Below are 18,497 nucleotides of genomic sequence, written 5' to 3' on the forward strand. Positions count from 1 at the left end.
GGCGCGGTTGGCGCGCCTGCCGTGGGATGCCATCTACTGCGTGCCTTTCGCGGCAAATTGACTGGTGGTGCCGCCGGCGGCGGGGTCCGTCTGCGGATCTGCGGGCTCTCCGCCCGGGTCGGTTCCGGCGTCCGGGTCCGTGCCGGGGTCCGTGCCCGTACCGGCGTCCGTGCCCGGGTCCGGCTCAGGGTCGGGCTCCGTGCCGGTGCCGGCGTCGGTGCCGCCGGCGTCCGTTCCGGGGGCCGGGTCCGTACCGGAGCCGCCGGAGCCGGGGTCCGGCTGCGTGCCGGCGCCGCTTCCGCCGGTGGCCTGGGGCGGGCTGTCTTCCTTCGGGGGGCGGGTGCTCTCGGAGGTGCTCGCGCCCGGCTCGGGCGCGAGCGGCACGGTGCCCGGCGTCCCGTCGGCCGACGGCGCCACGGTGGCGCCCGCCGAGACCGAGGGCGTCGCGCCCGGCGTCCCCGGGGGTGTCGCTCCGGGCGACAGCGAATCGTCCGGTGCCGGCGAAATGCGGACCGTGTCCGGCTTCTTCTTGTCGTCGGCGAGGCCGGGTATCTGGAGCCAGGGGGCCGCGGAGTTGCCACCGGCCAGGGCGACGATCAGCGTGACGGCGTAGCAGGCGCAGGCGAAGGCGAGTACCCAGCCGATCCGGCGCAGCTTCTTGCTCCTGCGTCCGCTCTCGTCGACGAAGACCGGGCCGTCGGAGCTGTCCTGCGGCTCGGGGCCGGCCGGCAGCTGCCGGTCGAGCCCGTCGAGCTGCGCGGTGCCGAGCTGGACCGTGATCTCGCTCGGATTCGGATCTTGGGGATACCCGGTTCGGGTATCGTCTCGCCAGTTGTCCACGGTTGTACGCACATCCCCCACTGAAGTGACTGGGGTGCGCACACGACTGCCTGATTCACTGCTGCCGGAACGGGCCCCCACCCACCCCGAGCGCCCCCTATCACACCGCACCCAGGCGATGAATGTAGCGCACGCCGATGACAGTCGGGCTGTCGAGTCAGGTGTTGTTGAGCATCAGTGACATATCGATTTCGGGAAGCCAGCCGCCTGCGGGCAATTCCAGCCAAGCATGGCGCCGAACCAGATCGTCCACCGTCCCTTTTAGCGCCTCTAGTCCCTTATGGCGGAGCCCTTTTCGCCACACAAGTGAGATGGGCGACAGTGGTACGGGCGCGACGATCGGCCGCAGCTCCATGCCGGGAACCGCGACGAATTCGGTACTCGCCAGTACCGACCAGCGCCGCTTGCGGACGACCCGGACGAACTCCTCGACGCCCTCGATCTCCGGGAACGGCGCCGCCACCGCGATGCCCCGCCCCGCGAAGAGCCGTACCGCCAGATCGGTCCACTCGGCGGTGGCCGGGTTGCCCGCCGCCGCGTAGAGGGTCTCCCCCGCGAGCGCGTCCAGCGGCACCTCGTCCAGCGCGGCCAGCGGATGGCCCTCCGCCAGCAGTACGGCCATCCGCTCGAAGCGCACCGGGCGGTGCTCCAGCTGGTCGAGCAGGGCCGGATCGAGCCCGGCGACCCGCCCCGAGGACACGTCCAGCCGGCCCGCGACGATCGCGGCCGCCGCCCCCGTGAGCCCGCTGTGGAAGCGCGCGACGAACTCGACGTCGGGCGCCGCCGCCCGCGTCGCCTCGAGGACCTGGTACGCGGTGCCGACCGACGCACTGACGTCGACGACCAGCGGCCGCTCGTCCAGCGCCCAGGCCGCGCCGAGCTCGTCGTACGCCGCCAGCACGCGCCGCGCGTACGGCAGCAGACGCTCGCCGTCCGCCGTGAGCGTCACGCTCCGGGTGGACCGGACGAACAGCTCGGAGCCCAACTCCCGCTCGAGGCGGCGGACGTCCCGGCTCAACGCCTGCTGGGCCACGTAGAGCCTGGATGCCGCACGGGTGAAGTGCAGATCCTCGGCGACGGCCTCGAAGGCGCGCAGCAGGCGGGGCTCGATGTCATGGGGCACCCCGTGAATTTACAACGCATGTGCGTGAATCGGCGCCCAGTAGGTGTTGGACCGCCGTCGGCCCCCGCCCGGAAGCTTGATCCATGCCACTCCAAGAACCCCACTCCCCTCTCCTGGCCGTGTCCGGCGACGTGCTGATCGCAGCGGAGCGCCCGGGCTTCTCCCCCTACGCACCGCGACGCGCACCGCGACGCGCACCGCGACGCCGCGGACCCGGCCGCCTCTCGCCCTACCGCCGCCTCTTCGCCACCCCCGGCGCCCGCGCCTTCACCGCGGGCAATCTCCTCGCCCGCCTCCCGATGGGCATGTTCAGCGTGAGCGCGGTCATGATGATCGCCGGTTCGCGCGGCTCGTACGCCCTGGCCGGCGCCGTCACGGCGACCGGCCTCGCCGCCACCGCGCTGGTGGCGCCCTGGACGGCCCGGCTCGTCGACCGGCACGGGCAGGCCCGGGTCGCGGTGCCCGCCACCGCCGTCGCCGTACTCGGCTCGCTCGCCCTGCTGCTGTGCGTCCGTTACGGCGCACCGGACTGGACTCTCTTCGCCGCGTACGCCGCCACCGCCACCACGCCCAACACGGGCGGCATGTCCCGCGCCCGCTGGGCCCACCTGCACCGGGACGACCCGGCGGCCCAGCACAGCGCCAACTCCTTCGAGCAGGCGGCCGACGAGCTGTGCTTCATGCTCGGCCCGGTCGCCGCCGCCTTTTTGTGCACGGCGCTCTTCCCCGAGGCCGGCACCCTGACCGGAGCGGTCCTCATGATGACCGGCGTCCTGATCTTCGCGGCCCAGCGGGCCACGGAACCGCCCGTCGCCCCCCGCGCGACGACCGCACGCTCGCCGTTCCGCCTCCCCGGCATGCCCGGCCTGCTCTCGGTCTTCCTCGCCACCGGCGCGGTCTTCGGATCCATGGAGGTCGTCACCCTGGCCTTCGCCGACGGCCTGGGCCACGGGGCAGCGGCGGGCCCGGTCCTCGCCCTCCAGGCAGCGGGCTCCTGCGTGGCGGGCCTGCGCTACGGCTCCGCGCGCCCGGCGACGAACCAGGACCGGCGCCTGCCGGCCTGCGTCGCGGCGATGACACTGCTGATGTCCCTGCCCCTGCTCGCGGCCTCGACGGGCTCGCTGGTGGCGGTCGCGGGCGCGCTGCTGCTGGCGGGGGCGGCCACCGCCCCCACGATGGTCACCGGCATGACCTTGGTGCAACGCGTGGTCCCGCGGGCCCAGTTGAACGAGGGCATGACGCTGGCCGTCACCGCGCTCCTGGGCGGCATAGCCGCCGGCTCGGCGACCGGCGGCTGGCTGTCGGAACACGCGACCCCGGCCACGGCCTACGCGGCCCCGGTGACGGCCGCGGCCCTCGCCCTGCTGCTGTGCGCAGTGCGCCCGCCGGGCACGGCGAAGGCCCCGCCGTCCTAGGACAGCGGGGCCTCGGCCTCACATGGGAATTGTGGAGATGGCGGGAATCGAACCCGCGTCCAACGGTGCAGAACCAGGGCTTCTCCGAGTGCAGTCCGCTACGTTTTTCTCGGCCCCGGAGATCACACGGACAAGTCTCCGACGGGCTCAGTCACTGTTTGATTTCCCACCCGATCCCGTGACCGGACCGAGTGGTTTAGTTCCCTTGATGATGCCAGGATCCGGGTCGGGAACACCCCCGGGCTGACACTTCGCTAAGTCGCTACTTAGGCAGCGAGGGCGAAGGAATCGCGCTTGGAATCGGCGATTATTGGTTGCGACATATGGTTAACGAGATCATTGCCGCTTCCTCGACTCGCTTCCCCTGGCTCGACATCCGCTGTCGAAACCGATCATCCCCATGTTTTTTTATCAAGGTGGTGCCGTACCCCGAGGGGCACGAGCGCCATCGTACGTGAACAACGCACGACCGTGCCAGCCTATTCCTGCCGGCCGGCGGCGGGTCCTCAGAGCCGCCCGCGCTCCTTGCGCTTCACCGCCGAGATCGCGCGGTTCGTCTCCCGCAGATCCTGCTTCTCGCGGAGCGTCTGCCGCTTGTCGTACTCCTTCTTGCCCTTGGCCAGCGCGATCTCGATCTTGGCCCGGCCGTCCTTGAAGTACATCGCGAGCGGCACGATCGTGTGGCCCGTCTCCTGCGACTTGCTCGCGAGCTTGTCGATCTCCGCCCGGTTCAGCAGCAGCTTGCGCTTGCGGCGCGCGGAGTGGTTGGTCCAGGTGCCCTGCGTGTACTCGGGTACGTGCACGTTGTGCAGCCAGGCCTCGCCCCCGTCGAGCTGTACGAAGCCGTCCACCAGCGAGGCGCGCCCCTGGCGCAGCGACTTCACCTCGGTACCGGTCAGCACCATGCCGGCCTCGTAGGTGTCGATGATGAGGTAGTCGTGTCGCGCCTTCTTGTTCTGCGCGATCATCTTGCGCCCTTTTTCCTTAGCCATAGTGCGGCCATTTTCGCACTACGACCCTCCCCCGAGGCCACTCAATACTGTCCGGGCCCTTTCCTCGGCCCGCTCGCTCACCGCGAGATCCGGGCTGATGCCCCTGCCGTCGACGCTGTGACCCGCCGGGGTCCGGTAATGCCCGACCGTCAGCTCGGCCACGGAACCGTCCGGCAGGCGGCTCGGCATCTGCACGGAGCCCTTCCCGAAGGTGCGCGAACCGACGGTGACCGCCCGGCCACGGTCCTGGAGCGCCCCCGTGACCAGCTCCGCCGCGCTCATGGTGCCGCCGTCGACGAGCGCCACGACGGGTCTGCCGGTGTCCCCGCCGGGCTCCGCGTAGAGCGCCCGCTGCTCGCCGCGCATGTCGTACGTCGCCACGAGGCCGCCGTCGAGGAAGGCGGAAGCGGCCGTGACGGCCTCGGTGACGAGTCCGCCGCCGTTGCCGCGCAGATCGAGGAGTACGCCGTGCCCCTCCGGTACGGCGCGGACCGCTTCGCGCACCCGCTCGCCCGAGCCCCTGGTGAAGGACACCACCTTGATCAGCGTGGCGCCGTCCGCGAGCCGCTCGACGGTGACCGCCTCGGTGCTCAGCCGCGCACGCCGCAGCCGCTCGCTCCACCGGTGCGTACCGCGCTCCAGGCCGAGCACGACCGAGCTGCCGGCCTTCGCTCCCTCGTCGCCGCGCAGGAGCTGGACGACCTCGGTGACGGGGCGGTTCTCCACCGGGTGCCGGTCGATCGTACGGAGCCGGTCGCCCGCCCTGACTCCGGACCGCTCGGCGGGTCCGCCGCGCTGCACCCTGGACACCTCGATGCGGCCGTCCGCGGCGCGCTCGGCCCAGAGGCCGACGCCCGTGTACTCGCCGCCCAGTGCCTGCTCGAACTCCTCGTACTCCGAGGGGTCGTAGACCGCCCCCCACCGGTCCCCGCTGCGGCTGACGACCTCTTCGGCCGCTTCCTTGCCGGACTTTCCGTCGGCCATCGCCTCGGCGGCGGCAGCGGCGACCGCTTCCCGGTCGGCCGTGGCAGCGACGGAACGCGCGGAGAGCGAAGGGGACTTCTCGTCGTCGCGCTTCCAGCAGTCGGTGGCGGCGGCGGTGACCAGTACGGTCGCGAAAACCAATGTCAGGGCCGCCCCGCGGCGGAGACCGCGGGGGCGAAGGGTGACTTCCGGGCCCGGCATGGCGCCGAGTCTAGGACAAACGAAGGGCGCCGTACGGTCGGTTGACCGTACGGCGCCAAGGGCTCATGTCACACCTTGAGGTACTTGCGCAGTGCCACGAAGCCCGCGAGGGCGGGCATCAGCAGGCCGATCGCGAGCACCAGCGGCAGCTTGGCCAGCACCGCGTCCCAGCCGATGAAGTTGACGAGGGTCAGCTTCTCGGACAGCGCCAGGCCGTGGTCGATCAGGAAGTACCGCCCCACGAGCAGCATTCCGCACGCGGCGACGCCGCCGATCAGGCCCGCGAACGCGGCCTCCATGATGAACGGCATCTGGATGTAGAAGCTCGACGCGCCGACGAGCCGCATGATGCCCGTCTCACGCCGACGGCTGAAGGCGGAAACGCGCACGGTGTTGACGATCAGCATCAGGGCGATGACGAGCATCAGGGCCATCACGCAGAGCGCGGCCACATTCATGCCGTTCATCAACTCGAAGAGGTTGTCGAGGATTCCGCGCTGGTCCTGGACCGACTGCACGCCGTCCCGGCCGGCGAACGCGGTCGCGACCACCTTGTACTTCTCCGGGTCCTTGAGCTTGACCCGGTACGACTCCTGCATCTGGTCCGGGGTGATGGTGTCGGCCATCGAGGAGTCCCCGAACTGCTCCTTGTAGTGCTTGAACGCCTGGTCGGCCGACTCGTACTCGACTGTCTTGACGATGTCCATCTTGCCGAGGTCGGCCTTGACCTGCTTCTTCTGCTCGGCGGTGACCGCCCCCTTGGCGCACTTGGGGATGGTCTCCGCGTCGTTCTTGTTGCAGAAGAAGATGGAGACGTTGACCTTGTCGTACCAGTAGCCCTTCATCGTGCTCACCTGCTCGCGCATGAGCAGCGCCCCGCCGAACAGGGCGAGGGAGAGGGCGACGGAGATGACCACCGCGAAGGTCATGGTGAGGTTCCGGCGGAGACCGACGCCGATCTCCGACAGGACGAACTGGGCGCGCATGGCGTCCTTTCAGTGCTGGTAGCCGTAGACGCCGCGAGACTGGTCGCGCACGAGGCGGCCACCCTCGAGTTCGATGACGCGCTTGCGCATCTGGTCGACGATCTGCTGGTCGTGGGTCGCCATCACCACAGTGGTGCCGGTGCGGTTGATGCGGTCCAGCAGCTTCATGATGCCGACGGAGGTCTGCGGGTCGAGGTTGCCGGTGGGTTCGTCCGCGATCAGCAGCATCGGGCGGTTGACGAACGCCCTCGCGATCGCCACACGCTGCTGCTCACCACCGGAGAGCTCACCGGGCATCCGGTCCTCCTTGCCGCCGAGGCCGACGAGATCGAGGACCTGGGGCACGGACTTGCGGATCTCTCCGCGCGACTTGCCGATGACTTCCTGCGCGAACGCGACGTTTTCCCCCACGGTCTTGTTGGGAAGAAGACGGAAGTCCTGGAAGACGGTGCCGAGCTGGCGCCGCATCTGCGGCACCTTCCAGTTGGACAGGCGCGCGAGGTCCTTGCCCAGGACGTGCACCATGCCGTGGCTGGCGCGCTCCTCACGCAGCAGCAGCCGCAGGAAGGTTGACTTACCGGAGCCGGAAGAGCCCACGAGGAAGACGAATTCGCCCTTCTCGACCTCCAGGGAAACATCCCTGAGGGCGGGGCGGCTCTGCTTCGGGTAGGTCTTGGAGACGTTGTCGAATCGGATCACGGGTGCACCACGGTCGCCGGGAGTAGGTGAGCGTGACCATACGCGACGCGGGCAGGGCCGCGCAGTCCGCGTCCCACGATGGGCGATTTATCACGGATCGGCGCTGCATTCCGACCGGAACAGAACGGCTGTAACCCGGCGGGGCGCGCCGGAAGCCGTGGGAGCTGGCACAGTGGTAGGGGGAACAGTCACGTTCCCCTGAGCGTTGGGCGGGAGTACGCGTGTGAAGGCGGCTCCGCCGCGCGGGAGGAGGAAAGCGCATGACCTATGACCGACTGGTGTGCGCGAACTGCGCGGCGCCTGTGAATCAGGGCCGATGCCCGGTGTGCCGTGCCAACCGGGCGAGGATGCAGCAGGAGGGCGGCCCGCTGGGCGGCCTGAGCCCCGTCGCGCTGCTGGCGCTGCTGGCCCTGCTGGTGGTGGCGGTGGCCCTGCTGGTGCAGCAGACCGCATAGCCCCACGCTGGCCTACCGGCCAGTACGCCGGCTATTGCCGCCCGTAACGCTTCCACGGCCCCTCTGAGGGCCGACGGAGACCGCAGAGAGGGGCCCGGAGCGCTCAGCGCGCGCCGGGCCCCTCTTGTGCGCCTAAGCGGTTCAGGCGACCGTGCGGCCGTTGACCAGACGCGGCAGCATGCGGAAGCCGATGCCACCGGCGATCATCGTCGCGGCACCGATCAGCAGGAACGAGGTCTCGGCGGCGCCCGTCTCGGCGAGCTCCTCCTTGGCCTTGCCCTGCTCGACCGGCTTGGAGCCGGCGCTGTCGGTGTCGGTGTTGTCCTCGCACTCGGCACCATCGAGGTCGAGGGTGCAGGTACCGGCGTCACCGTCGTCGGAGCCACCGGTCGCGGAGCCACCGTCGGTGCCGCCGTTGCCGTTGCCGCCGTTGCCGTTGCCGCCGTTGCCGTTGCCGCCGTTCCCGTTACCGCCGTTGCCGCCGGTGCCGTTCCCGCCGTTGCCGCCGGGGTCGGTCGGGTCAGTGGGGTCCGTCGGGTCCGTGGGATCCGTCGGGTCCGTCGGGTCCGTGGGATCCGTCGGGTCCGTCGGGTCCGTCGGGTCCGTCGGGTCCGTGGGATCCGTCGGGTCCGTGGGATCCGTGGGATCCGTCGGGTCCGTCGGGTCCGTCGGGTCCGTCGGGTCCGTCGGGTCGGTCGGGTCCGTCGGGTCCGTGGGATCCGTCGGGTCCAGCGGGTCGAGCGGGTCGGTCGGGTCCGCGGGGTCGGCCGGGTCGGCCGGGTCGGCCGGGTCCGCAGGATCGGCCGGGTCCGCCGGGTCCGCCGGGTCCGCCGGGTCGGCGGCGAGGGAGATGTCGACGCCCTCCTGGTCGACGCTGGCGCCGGCGCTGAGGCCGGCCACGTCGACGCCGATACCGACGGCCGAAGCGGCGCCCGCGGCGGTCAGCGAAGCACCGGCGGCGATCACCGCACCGGCTGCTATACGCGCAACGCGGATCCGCGTCTTCTTGGTCATCTGGTTGCTACCCCCAGTAGCTGAATTCGTCAGTGGAGCAGCGCAAGGGGCGACAGACACTGGGGGTTTCAATCCCCCCGGTCACACACGCCCCAGAGATACGCATGCCGCGCGTCAGCTTTGCCACTTTTAAAGGGAGCGTCAAGCGCGTTGCGTGCGCGATGTCCCATATACGGCTACTTGCCCGTCGTACGGGAATGCGACTGTGACACAAACGGCAACTGCCGCCTCAAGGGCGGCAGTTACTGTGTCGACAAAGCGAGTTTACTTCTCCTGCTGCTTGCGCCAGCGAATTCCGGCTTCCAGGAAGCCGTCGATCTCACCGTCGAGAACCGCCTGCGGGTTGCCGACCTCGAACTCCGTACGCAGGTCCTTGACCATCTGGTAGGGGTGCAGGACGTACGAACGCATCTGGTTGCCCCAGGAGTTGCCGCCGTCGCCCTTGAGCGAGTCCATCAGCGCCTGCTCCTCCTGGCGGCGGCGCTCGAGGAGCTTCGCCTGGAGGACGTTCATGGCGCTCGCCTTGTTCTGGATCTGCGAACGCTCGTTCTGGCAGGAGACGACGATGCCGGTCGGAATGTGCGTCAGACGGACGGCGGAGTCAGTGGTGTTGACACCCTGACCACCGGGACCGGACGCGCGGTAGACATCGACCCGCAGCTCGGACTCGTCGATCTCGATGTGGTCGGTCTTCTCGACGACCGGCAGCACCTCGACACCCGCGAAGGACGTCTGGCGGCGGCCCTGGTTGTCGAAGGGGGAGATGCGGACCAGGCGGTGCGTGCCCTGCTCCACGGAGAGCGTTCCGTAGGCGTACGGAGCCTTGACCACGAAGGTGGCGGACTTGATGCCGGCCTCTTCCGCGTACGACGTCTCGTAGACCTCCGTGGCGTAATTGTGGCGCTCGGCCCAGCGCAGGTACATACGCATCAGCCGCTCGGCGAAGTCGGAGGCGTCGACGCCTCCGGCCTCGGCGCGGATGTTGACGAGGGCCTCGCGCTCGTCGTACTTGCCGGAGAGGAGCGTACGTACCTCCATCTCGTCCAGCGCCTTGCGGACGGAGACGAGCTCGGTCTCCGCCTCCACGAGGGTGTCGGCGTCGTCCTCCATCTCGGCGAGCTCGAAGAGCACCGAGAGATCGTCGATGCGGTTCCGGAGCGCCTCGGTCTTGCGCAGCTCGGCCTGGAGGTGGGAGAGCTTGCTCGTGATCTTCTGCGCGGCCTCGGGGTCGTCCCACAGGGACGGCGCCGCGGCCTGCTCCTCGAGCACGGCGATATCGGCCCTCATCCTGTCGAGGTCCAGGACGGCCTCGATCGACCCCATGGTCGAGGAGAGGGACTTGAGCTCTTCGGATACATCGACGACTGCCACGGGTCCAGCGTAACGGCTGGGCGGCCGTACGTTCCCCTCCCCCGGAGGAGCGCCTTGTCACTCCCCCGGGCTACGGCTGCGACGGAGACGACTGCTCGGTGTCCTGCGGGGCCGCGCCCGGGTCCTCCCCCGTCGCCGCCAGCCAGCCGCCCACGCCTATCACGGCGGCGACCAGGACGGCGGCTCCGCCCAGCACGAGCCGCCGCCTGCGCACGGTGTCCGACTTGTGGCGGGCCGAGCCGGGGCGGCGCTGGCCCGCGGCCCGGGGGGCGCGCGCCGTGCCACGGGCGCCGCCGGCCAGTTCGTCGGGGGCGGGGACGCGCATGCTCGTGTGGGTGTCGCGACTGGAGTCCGGGGCCGAGCCCGGTACCAGGGGGACGGCGCCGCGGCGGCGCGGCTCGTCGGCCCTGACGGGCTGCGGCTCGTCGTACGCCGGATAGGCCGGATGCTCGGCGTCCTCGTCCTCGGAGCCGGGCTCGTCCACGTCCAGCGGCGGCATCCCGGCCAGGAGCGGGAGCTGGTCCCGCAGCCGGGCGGAGAGCTCGGAGGCGCGCAGCCGGGACGCGGGGGCCTTCGCCAGGCACTGGACGAGGAGCTGCCACAGCTCCTCCGGGATGCCGGGGAGGGGGACCACGGTTTCGGTGACATGGCGGCGCAGTACGGCGCCGGGGTGGCCGCCGCCGAAGGGGGTGAAGCCCGCGAGCAGCTCGTACAGCACCGTGGCCAGGGCGTAGATGTCGACGGCGGCTCGGGGCGGCAGGCCTTCGACGATCTCGGGGGCGAGGTAGTCGGGCGTACCGATGATCTTCGTCGCGCGGGTGCGCCGGGGGGTGTCGATGAGCTTGGCGACGCCGAAGTCCGTCAGCAGCGCGGGGTGCGCGCCGCCGGGCCCGAGCGGGCCCTCCATGTCCAGCAGGATGTTCTCGGGCTTCACGTCGCGGTGGACGACGCCGGCCGCGTGCGCGGCTGCGAGCCCGTCGGCGACGTCGGCGGCGATCGCGACGGCCGCCTCGGGCGCCATGCGCCGTTCGCGCTCGAGGCGCGTACGCAGGTCCGTACCCCGGACGAGATCCATCACGAGCGCGAGGTCGGTGCCGTCCACGACAAGGTCACGGACGCCGACGACCCGGGGGTGGTCGAGTCCGAGCAGCGCGGTGCGCTCCTGGACGAAGCGTCCGACGAGTTCCTGGTCGGACGCGAGGTCCTCACGCAGGAGCTTGATGGCGACAGGCCCCTCGGGCCCGTCGCCGAGCCACACCGTGCCGGCGCTGCCCCGTCCAAGGATCTGGTGGGCCGTGTACCGGCTGCCGATTTTCCGTGCCAAGACTGCTCCCTCAGCGGCTGACGGTCGCCCTGAGGCTACGCGGGTGGCAGGGCGTCCGGTGCCCGGTATGGCGTCAACGTCGACTTCTGGGGGCGAAATCCACCCCCAGAAGTCGACAAATCAACGAACTGAGCCGCTACGCGCCGGTGGAGCCGCCGAGATCCTTGACGAATTTCGAGACGCTGTCGATCACGTCACCGATCTGGGCGAAGAAGCCCTTCGTCGTACCGATCCACTCCTGGAGCCCGGAGAACTCCCAGATCAGCCAGGACCCCACGAACAGCAGGACGAGCGTGAACAGACAGCCCTTGAGGCAGCCGAGGCCCGGGATGCGCATCGGATTGGCGCTGCGGCGGCGCGGCTCGCGGGGCTCACGCGGCGGGCGCGGAGCCGGCGGGGCGGGCTGCTGCGGCGGCGCGTACCGCTGCTGCGGGGGCGGCGCCTGGGGCTGCTGGTGCTGCGGCGGCGGGGCGTACCGCTGCTGTTGCGGCTGCGGACGCTGCTGGGGCTGACGCTGCGGGGGCTGCGGCGGCTGCTGTTGCTGCGGCTGACGCTGCGGGCGGCGGCGCAGCGGGTCCTGGCTCGGGTCGAGGTACTGGACCTGCGTCTGCTCGTTGCGGTCACGGGCGGCCCGGAGCTGGTTCTGCCAGGGGTGCGGATCCTCGGGCCCCGGAGCGCCGGGCGCGCCGTCGGGGCGCGGCGGTACGGGCGGCATGACGGCTGTCGGGTCGGCGGCGCCGTGGCCGCCGTACTGTCCGCCGTACTGGGGCGCGCCGGTCGACGGCAGAACGCTGGTCGCGGCGGAAGGGTCGTACGATCCGGCGTTGCTCGGCAGGACCTGCGTCGGGTCGGCGGCGCCGGGAGCGTCCGGGACGGGCGCGGGCGCCGGGTCGGGCGCGAGCAGCGCGCCGACCCCCATGGCCGCCTCGACCTGCGCGGACGACGAGTGCACGCCGACGCCGGCCGCGACGGTGCGCAGGGCGCGGGCGAGGTTCTCGGCACTGGGCCGCTCGTCCGGTTCCTTGCGCAGGCAGCGCTCTATGACCGTCCACAGCGGCTCGGGAACGGTGGTGGGCCGGCGGGGCTCCTCGCCGAGGTGCCGGTGGAGCACCTCCAGCGCCGTACCGCCCGCGAACGGGGGACGGCCGGTGACCAGCTCGTACAGCAGGATGCCCGCGCCGTAGATGTCCACGGCGGACGTCTGCGGACGCCCCTCGGCCGATTCCGGCGCGACATAGGCGGGCGTACCGACGAACTCGTGGGTCCTGGTGAGGCCCGGGGAGTCCGCGAGACGCGCGATGCCGAAGTCGGTGAGCATCGGGTGCATCTGGCCGTCGCGCTCGTCGAGCAGCACGTTGGCGGGCTTGAGGTCGCGGTGCACGACGCCGTCGGCGTGGCTGGCGGCGAGGGCGTCGGCGATCTGCGCGGTGAGCAGGGACGCGGCGACCGGGGAGAACGGACCGTTCTCCCGCAGGTAACGGTGCAGGTCGGGCCCGTCCACCAGGTCCATCACCAGAGCGAGCAGGTCGCCCTCGACGACGAGATCACGGGTCCGCACGATGTTGGGATGCGTGAGGCGCAGCAGCACCGACCGCTCGCGCAGGAAGCGCATCACCACATCGGCGTCGTTGGCGAGCTCCTCCTTGAGGACCTTGATCGCGACCGTTTCGCCGGGCTGGCCGGCCACGGCCGCCTCGGCGCCCGCGGTCTCACGCTGGCGGGCTCGCCAGACGGTGCCCGTGGCGCCGCGCCCGAGCGGCTCCTCGAGCAGGTATTTACTGCCGACCGGCCGCACGTCATGCGCTCCCTGCTGCTCGTGTCCTCGTGGTCTTACGTCGTCCGGGCGCTCGGCCCGTAGTTCCGATCCACTGTAGTGCCGCCCGCCCGCCTCCGACCGGGGCGCGTACCGAGGGTAGACGCGCTCCCCGGACGGATGGTTGCCGAAGGTGCCGTGCCGCATATGTCGAAGCCTGCACTTTTACGCCCACAGCCGACCATTCAAGATCACTTGGAGGTGGGCGCCGGGCGTGTTGTCAGTGGCAGGTGCGAGGATGCCTGCAGCACGGACTGTGGGGTCGGGAGCCCCGCGCCACGTGCCGACCTGTACCGGACGACGCGTCCGTGCCGGGTGGGGGGAATCACAGGGCGGCACCCCTGCCGGGCACTTCGCGCAGAAGGGACCGCTGACGCGATGCAGATCCGGCTGACCGTCCTCGCGCCGCGCGCGCACAGTACGCGCGACACCGAGGGCCCCCAGGGTGCACCGGCCGCCGGGCGCGTGTGCGACGTGCTCGTCACCGCGCCGGCCGGGACCGCGCTGGCCGCGGTCGCCTCCGGCCTGGCCGCGGTGGTCTCCGGCCCCGGCTCGGCCCCGGAGACCACCGGAGCGGTCGTGGTCTACGCCGGGAGGGAGCGCCTCGACGCCCAGCGCACGGCGCTGGGCGAGCCGCCCCTGGTCGACGGGGCGGTGCTGTCCCTCCACGCCCCCGCGCCCGACCCCGAGCCGGCCGGGACACCGGACGCCCCGGCCCAGCTGCACGTGGTGGCGGGACCGGACGCGGGCGGAGTACACCTCCTCCACGGCGGCCAGATCCGCATCGGCCGCTCGACAGCGGCGGACGTCCCCCTCAACGACCCGGACGTGTCACGGCTGCACTGCGCGGTGACGCTGACCCAGGACGGCCGCGTCTCCGTGGCGGACCTCGGCTCCACGAACGGCACGTCGCTCGACGGCGAGGACCTCACCGACCGCCCTGTCCCCTTCCCGCCCGGCGCCCTGCTCCGGGTGGGCGAGTCGGCCCTGCGCCTGAAATCGGGCATCGACTCCCCTCCGCTGCGGACCACCCCGGACGGCGAGGGCCACCTGCGCCTCCCGGGCACCGCACCCACGCCGTACGCGGCCCCACGGGCGGGCCGCAGAGTCTCCGGCCGCACGCCCACAGCCGCAGGAGGCTCGCACCCCCTGCCGCCCCACCAAGGGGGAACACACACACCTCCGTCGCAGCCCGGGGCTGTCGCCGCAGCGCACACCACCCCACCCCCGCCCGAGGGAGTCCTGGCGTCGCACTCCACTACGCCGGGAGGGGCCGTGCCGGGGCGCTCCTCGCAGCGTGTCGAACACAACGAGCCGGAGCATCCGCAGGATCACCCGGGCCTTCGGCACCCGAGCAGACGGCCCGACGCGGCACCGACGCCGGAGGCCCCGCAGCCAGAAGCGGCCACGACACCGCCCCCGGCACCCCCTGCCGCCGCACCAGGCCGCCGCGGGAGCATAGGAGCCTGGGCCCGCCGGCTCACCGGCGGCCGCCCCGACCCCGTGGACGAGTACGCGCCCGCCGAGGCCACCCGCCTCGGCATGCCTCCGGCCGACGCGAACGCCGCGCCCCCCGCCGCCCCCCTGCCCGACGCCTGGCCCGACCCCGCCTCCCTCCTGCTCACCGCACTCCGCCCCGGCCCCCGCCTGTGGGAGCGCGACCCCGCCCACCCCGAGGCACTGGCCCTGCGCCTCGGCACCGCCGACCGCCCCGCGCCCGACGGCGGCCGCCCGTTGCCCGCGGTGCCCGTGACCGTAGGCTTGCGCGAAGTCGGCTCGCTGGGTCTGGCGGGCCCCCGCGACCGCCTGGCCGGCCTCGCCCGGTCAGCCGTCGCGCAGCTCGCCGCACTGCACTCCCCGGTCGACCTGGAAATCGTCCTGCTCAGTACGGACCGAGCCCGGCCGCTGCGGGAGCGCACCGCCGAGTGGGCCTGGCTCGGCTGGCTGCCGCACCTGCGCCCCGCCCACGGGCAGGACTGCCGGCTGCTCCTCGCGTACGACCGTGACCAGGCCACGGCCCGGATCGCCGAGCTGATGCGCCGGACAGAGGAGGAACCTCCCGGGACGGACGGCCCGTACACGGTCCTGATCGTCGACGGCGACCCTGGCTCCGCCGCACTCCGCGAGTCCACCGCCCGCCTGGCCGCGGCCGGCGCGGCATCCGGCATCCATCTCCTGTGCCTCGCCGAGACGCCCGCCGCCTCGCCGCTCTCCCCGGTCGCCGCCACGTACGAGGCCGCCTGCGCCGCGTCGCCGGCGTTCCGCGCATGCGGAGCGGCGGGCCTGCTCAGCGGCGATGTGGCCACCGCCCTGCGGCTGCTGCGCACGGCGGGCGGCAAGCCCGCGGGCCACGGCACCCTCGCCGCCGTGGACGCGGTGTCCGCGGCCTGGGCGGAGCGTTTCGCTCGAGCCATGGCCCCCCTGCGTACGGACGGGCAACCAGCCGGCGCGGACCGCACGGGCCGCACGGACGGCGCCGACCGCACCGCCTCCCGCGCGGGCCGCGCCGCCGCCCTCCCCGCCTCCTCCCGCCTCCTCGACGAGCTGGGCCTGGCCAGAGCCACCCCCGCCTCCCTCATGGCCCGCTGGGCGGCAGCCGCCGACGACGGCCAGGCACCCGGCGCCACCCGCGCATGGGCGGTGCTCGGGGCGGGCCCGCGCGGCCCGCTCTGCGTGGACCTGACGGCCGAGGGCCCGCACCTCCTGATCGAGGGCCCGGCAGGCAGCGGCCGCACCGAACTGCTGCGTTCCGCCGCGGCCTCACTCGCCGCGGCGGCCCGCCCCGACCGCCTGGGCCTCGTGCTGGTCGACGGCGCGGGCGGTGAACGCGGCGAAGGCCTGCGCGCCTGCACGGAACTGCCGCATGTCTCCACCCACCTGGTCGCCTCCGATCCCGTCCGGATGCGGGAGTTCGCCCAGGCGCTGGGCGCGGAGCTGAAGCGGCGTCATGAGCTGCTCGGCAGTCTCGGCTTCGCCGAATGGCACACGCACCGCGAAGTGTCGGGCCGGATGATCGGCCAGCGCCTGCCCAGCGCCGCCGAGCAGAACGGCGACCTGGACCCGCCCCCCAGCGGCACCCTGCGCCTGCGGACCACGACGTCCCGGGAGCGCCAGGCCCGCGCCGACACCGCGCCCTCGCCGCTCCCCCGCCTCGTCGTCCTGGTCGACGACCTCGACGCACTGGTCGCCCCGGCCCTGGGCAGTACGGGCAGGCCGGCGGCCGGCTCCGTCGTACGGGCGCTGGAAGCCGTGGCCAGGGACGGCGAGCGGCTCGGCGTACACCTGGTGGCGACGTCCGCGAGGCCCGACCGTACGGCGGACACGGAGCTCGCGCGCCGGGCACGGCTGCGCGTGGTCCTGGACCCACCGTCGTCCGCACCCGCCCCGGACGAGCCCGCACCGGGACGCGGCAGGCTGCTGCACCAGCGCAACGGAGACGGAACCACCCCCACAGCCACCACGACTGCCTTCCAGGCCGGCCGCGTAACCGGCCGCATCCCCCGCACGGCGACGCTGCGCCCCACCGTCGTCCCCCTGGAATGGGAGCGGATGGGTGATCCGCCGACCCGCCGCCCGGTGCGCGAACTGGGCAACGGCCCCACGGACCTGGCGCTGCTGGCCAGCGCCCTGGACCGCGCCGCCCGCACGGTCAACGCGACCCCGCTGCCGCCGCTCGACATCCCAAGGGATGCCTGACTCAACGTCACGAGGCCATCACGATCACCTGGTTGACACGGAAGGCACTATTGCCCGGGCCGACCGCCGGGCGTAGACCTGACCCACGGGACAGCTAGACCGGCATCGGCGCCAGCGGTTCTCCGAGCGCTGCGCCGGTCCGTACGCGCACAGGAGAGACGGGGCAGTGATGCGCACAACTCCTCGCACACACAGGGGTCTCAGGGCTCGAAGGGCTGCGCTGGCGATGATCGCCGCGAGCACGCTCGCCCTCACCGCCTGCGGCGGCGACAAGGACAAGGACAAGGGCAACGAGGGGAGCGGGGCCACCACAGAGCCCTCGTCCTCCGTCGAGCTACCCAAGCTGAACGGCGAGGAGGTCCAGGTCGCCGCGGTCTGGACGGGCCCCGAGCAGGAGAACTTCACCAAGGTCCTCGACGAGTTCGAGAAGCGCACGGGCGCGAAGGTCACCTTCGTCCCGGCCCAGGACCCGATCGTGAACTTCCTCGGTACGAAGATCGCGGGCGGTTCACCGCCCGACGTGGCGATGCTGCCGCAGGTCGGCGCGCTCCAGCAGGCCGTCCAGCGCAAGTGGGCGAAGCCGGTCGACGCGGCGACGCAGGCGCAGCTGGACAAGAACTACTCGCAGGGCTGGAAGGAGATCGGCGCCGTCGACGGCAAGCAGTACGGCGTGTACTTCAAGGCCGCCAACAAGTCCCTGGTCTGGTACAACGCCCAGGCCTTCGAGGACGCCGGTGCCGAGGAGCCGAAGACCTGGAAGGACTTCCTGACCACCGCCGAGACGATCTCCGCCTCCGGCGTCACACCGGTCTCGGTGGGCGGCGCGGACGGCTGGACCCTCACCGACTGGTTCGAGAACATCTACCTCTCCCAGGCGGGCCCGGAGAAGTACGACCAACTGGCCAAGCACGAGATCAAGTGGACGGACCCGTCCGTCAAGAACGCGCTGACGACCCTCGCGGAACTGTTCGGCAAGAAGGAGCTCATCGCGGGCGGCCAGGACGGCGCGCTGCAGACCGAGTTCCCGGCGTCCGTCACGCAGACGTTCGCCGAGGACCCGAAGGCCGCGATGGTCTTCGAGGGCGACTTCGTCTCGGTGAACATCGCACAGACGAAGGCGAAGATCGGCACCGACGCCAAGGTGTTCCCGTTCCCGGCGGTGGGCGCCGAGTCGCCCGTCGTGACCGGCGGCGACGCGGCCGTGGCGCTCAAGGACTCCAAGGGCGCGAAGGCGCTGCTGACCTTCCTGGCGTCGACCGACGCCGCGAAGATCTGGGCCGGGGAGGGCGGTTTCGTATCGCCGAACAAGTCCCTGGACGTGGCGGCGTACCCCAATGACGTGCAGCGCGACATCGCGAAGGCGTTGATCGCGGCGGGCGACGACTTCCGCTTCGACATGTCGGACCAGGCCCCGCAGTCGTTCGGCGGCACGCCGGGCAAGGGCGAGTGGAAGGCGCTCCAGGACTTCCTGAAGAACCCCAAGGACATCGCGGGGACCCAGCAGCGACTGGAGTCCGACGCGGCCAAGGCGTACAAGAGCTGACGGGTTGACGCGATGACGTCAGCGACCGCGGGGGGCGCCGC

General features: G+C 71.9%; 14 protein-coding genes and 1 other RNA gene. 4 read left to right on the forward strand and 11 right to left on the reverse strand.

The window, feature by feature from the left end:
* Positions 1-33: 33 nt before the first annotated feature.
* Together ACWIHY_RS13210 and ACWIHY_RS13215 are read right to left on the reverse strand one after the other, a co-directional pair.
* Positions 34-852, reverse strand: coding sequence for a hypothetical protein (locus ACWIHY_RS13210; protein ID WP_454375733.1), 819 nt, complete (start codon positions 850-852; stop codon positions 34-36).
* A gap of 145 nt (positions 853-997) precedes the next feature.
* A complete protein-coding gene (locus ACWIHY_RS13215; RefSeq protein ID WP_454375734.1) occupies positions 998-1,963 on the reverse strand; it encodes a LysR family transcriptional regulator in 966 nt (321 codons plus the stop codon).
* An 83-nt stretch (positions 1,964-2,046) separates the two neighbouring features.
* Here ACWIHY_RS13215 and ACWIHY_RS13220 point away from each other — a divergent pair, with 83 nt between their 5' ends.
* Complete coding sequence (locus ACWIHY_RS13220) at positions 2,047-3,378, forward strand: MFS transporter (RefSeq protein ID WP_454375735.1); 1,332 nt, start codon at positions 2,047-2,049, stop codon at positions 3,376-3,378.
* 29 nt (positions 3,379-3,407) lie between these two features.
* Here ACWIHY_RS13220 and ssrA read toward each other — a convergent pair.
* The 5 genes from ssrA to ftsE form a co-directional block, all read right to left on the reverse strand.
* Positions 3,408-3,778: a transfer-messenger RNA gene (gene ssrA, locus ACWIHY_RS13225) on the reverse strand.
* A gap of 106 nt (positions 3,779-3,884) precedes the next feature.
* Positions 3,885-4,370 (reverse strand): SsrA-binding protein SmpB, encoded by a 486-nt coding sequence (gene smpB, locus ACWIHY_RS13230; RefSeq protein ID WP_454375736.1) that lies wholly within the window; start codon positions 4,368-4,370, stop codon positions 3,885-3,887.
* An 18-nt stretch (positions 4,371-4,388) separates the two neighbouring features.
* On the reverse strand, positions 4,389-5,555 hold the full coding sequence (locus ACWIHY_RS13235) for a S41 family peptidase (protein ID WP_454375737.1): 1,167 nt from the start codon (positions 5,553-5,555) through the stop codon (positions 4,389-4,391).
* A gap of 68 nt (positions 5,556-5,623) precedes the next feature.
* On the reverse strand, positions 5,624-6,541 hold the full coding sequence (gene ftsX, locus ACWIHY_RS13240) for a permease-like cell division protein FtsX (RefSeq protein ID WP_454375738.1): 918 nt from the start codon (positions 6,539-6,541) through the stop codon (positions 5,624-5,626).
* A 9-nt stretch (positions 6,542-6,550) separates the two neighbouring features.
* Positions 6,551-7,240 (reverse strand): cell division ATP-binding protein FtsE, encoded by a 690-nt coding sequence (gene ftsE / locus ACWIHY_RS13245; protein WP_028815006.1) that lies wholly within the window; start codon positions 7,238-7,240, stop codon positions 6,551-6,553.
* 260 nt (positions 7,241-7,500) lie between these two features.
* Between ftsE and ACWIHY_RS13250 the strand changes: the two genes are divergently transcribed.
* Positions 7,501-7,695, forward strand: a complete 195-nt coding sequence (locus ACWIHY_RS13250; RefSeq protein ID WP_454375739.1) for a hypothetical protein — start codon at positions 7,501-7,503, stop codon at positions 7,693-7,695.
* 141 nt (positions 7,696-7,836) lie between these two features.
* On the opposite strand, the gene ACWIHY_RS13255 is transcribed toward ACWIHY_RS13250, so the two are convergent.
* The 4 genes from ACWIHY_RS13255 to ACWIHY_RS13270 form a co-directional block, all read right to left on the reverse strand.
* Complete coding sequence (locus ACWIHY_RS13255; RefSeq protein ID WP_454375740.1) at positions 7,837-8,709, reverse strand: hypothetical protein; 873 nt, start codon at positions 8,707-8,709, stop codon at positions 7,837-7,839.
* Positions 8,710-8,973: 264 nt separating this feature from the next.
* Positions 8,974-10,080 carry a peptide chain release factor 2 gene (prfB, locus tag ACWIHY_RS13260; protein WP_454375741.1) on the reverse strand — a complete coding sequence of 369 codons (1,107 nt, stop codon included), beginning with the start codon at positions 10,078-10,080 and terminating at the stop codon, positions 8,974-8,976.
* 70 nt (positions 10,081-10,150) lie between these two features.
* Positions 10,151-11,404 carry a serine/threonine-protein kinase gene (locus tag ACWIHY_RS13265; RefSeq protein WP_454375742.1) on the reverse strand — a complete coding sequence of 418 codons (1,254 nt, stop codon included), beginning with the start codon at positions 11,402-11,404 and terminating at the stop codon, positions 10,151-10,153.
* A gap of 136 nt (positions 11,405-11,540) precedes the next feature.
* A complete protein-coding gene (locus ACWIHY_RS13270) occupies positions 11,541-13,199 on the reverse strand; it encodes a serine/threonine-protein kinase (RefSeq protein WP_454375775.1) in 1,659 nt (552 codons plus the stop codon).
* A 396-nt stretch (positions 13,200-13,595) separates the two neighbouring features.
* On the opposite strand from ACWIHY_RS13270, the gene ACWIHY_RS13275 reads away from it, so the two are divergent.
* On the forward strand, positions 13,596-16,913 hold the full coding sequence (locus ACWIHY_RS13275) for an FtsK/SpoIIIE domain-containing protein (protein WP_454375743.1): 3,318 nt from the start codon (positions 13,596-13,598) through the stop codon (positions 16,911-16,913).
* A 169-nt stretch (positions 16,914-17,082) separates the two neighbouring features.
* Entirely contained in the window at positions 17,083-18,456 is a 1,374-nt protein-coding gene (locus ACWIHY_RS13280; protein ID WP_454375744.1) for an ABC transporter substrate-binding protein, read from the forward strand.
* The last annotated feature ends 41 nt before the right edge of the window (positions 18,457-18,497 follow it).

This window comes from Streptomyces sp. NPDC055287 (assembly GCF_053646035.1).

Excerpts from the sequence above, each read along its gene's own strand:
- ACWIHY_RS13235 (WP_454375737.1), bottom strand. The coding sequence starts at position 5,555 with ATGCCGGGCCCGGAAGTCACCCTTCGCCCCCGCGGTCTCCGCCGCGGG.
- ACWIHY_RS13280 (WP_454375744.1), top strand. The coding sequence starts at position 17,083 with ATGCGCACAACTCCTCGCACACACAGGGGTCTCAGGGCTCGAAGGGCT.
- ftsX (WP_454375738.1), bottom strand. The coding sequence starts at position 6,541 with ATGCGCGCCCAGTTCGTCCTGTCGGAGATCGGCGTCGGTCTCCGCCGG.
- ACWIHY_RS13250 (WP_454375739.1), top strand. The coding sequence starts at position 7,501 with ATGACCTATGACCGACTGGTGTGCGCGAACTGCGCGGCGCCTGTGAAT.
- ACWIHY_RS13275 (WP_454375743.1), top strand. The coding sequence starts at position 13,596 with ATGCAGATCCGGCTGACCGTCCTCGCGCCGCGCGCGCACAGTACGCGC.
- ACWIHY_RS13255 (WP_454375740.1), bottom strand. The coding sequence starts at position 8,709 with ATGACCAAGAAGACGCGGATCCGCGTTGCGCGTATAGCAGCCGGTGCG.
- smpB (WP_454375736.1), bottom strand. The coding sequence starts at position 4,370 with ATGGCTAAGGAAAAAGGGCGCAAGATGATCGCGCAGAACAAGAAGGCG.
- ACWIHY_RS13220 (WP_454375735.1), top strand. The coding sequence starts at position 2,047 with ATGCCACTCCAAGAACCCCACTCCCCTCTCCTGGCCGTGTCCGGCGAC.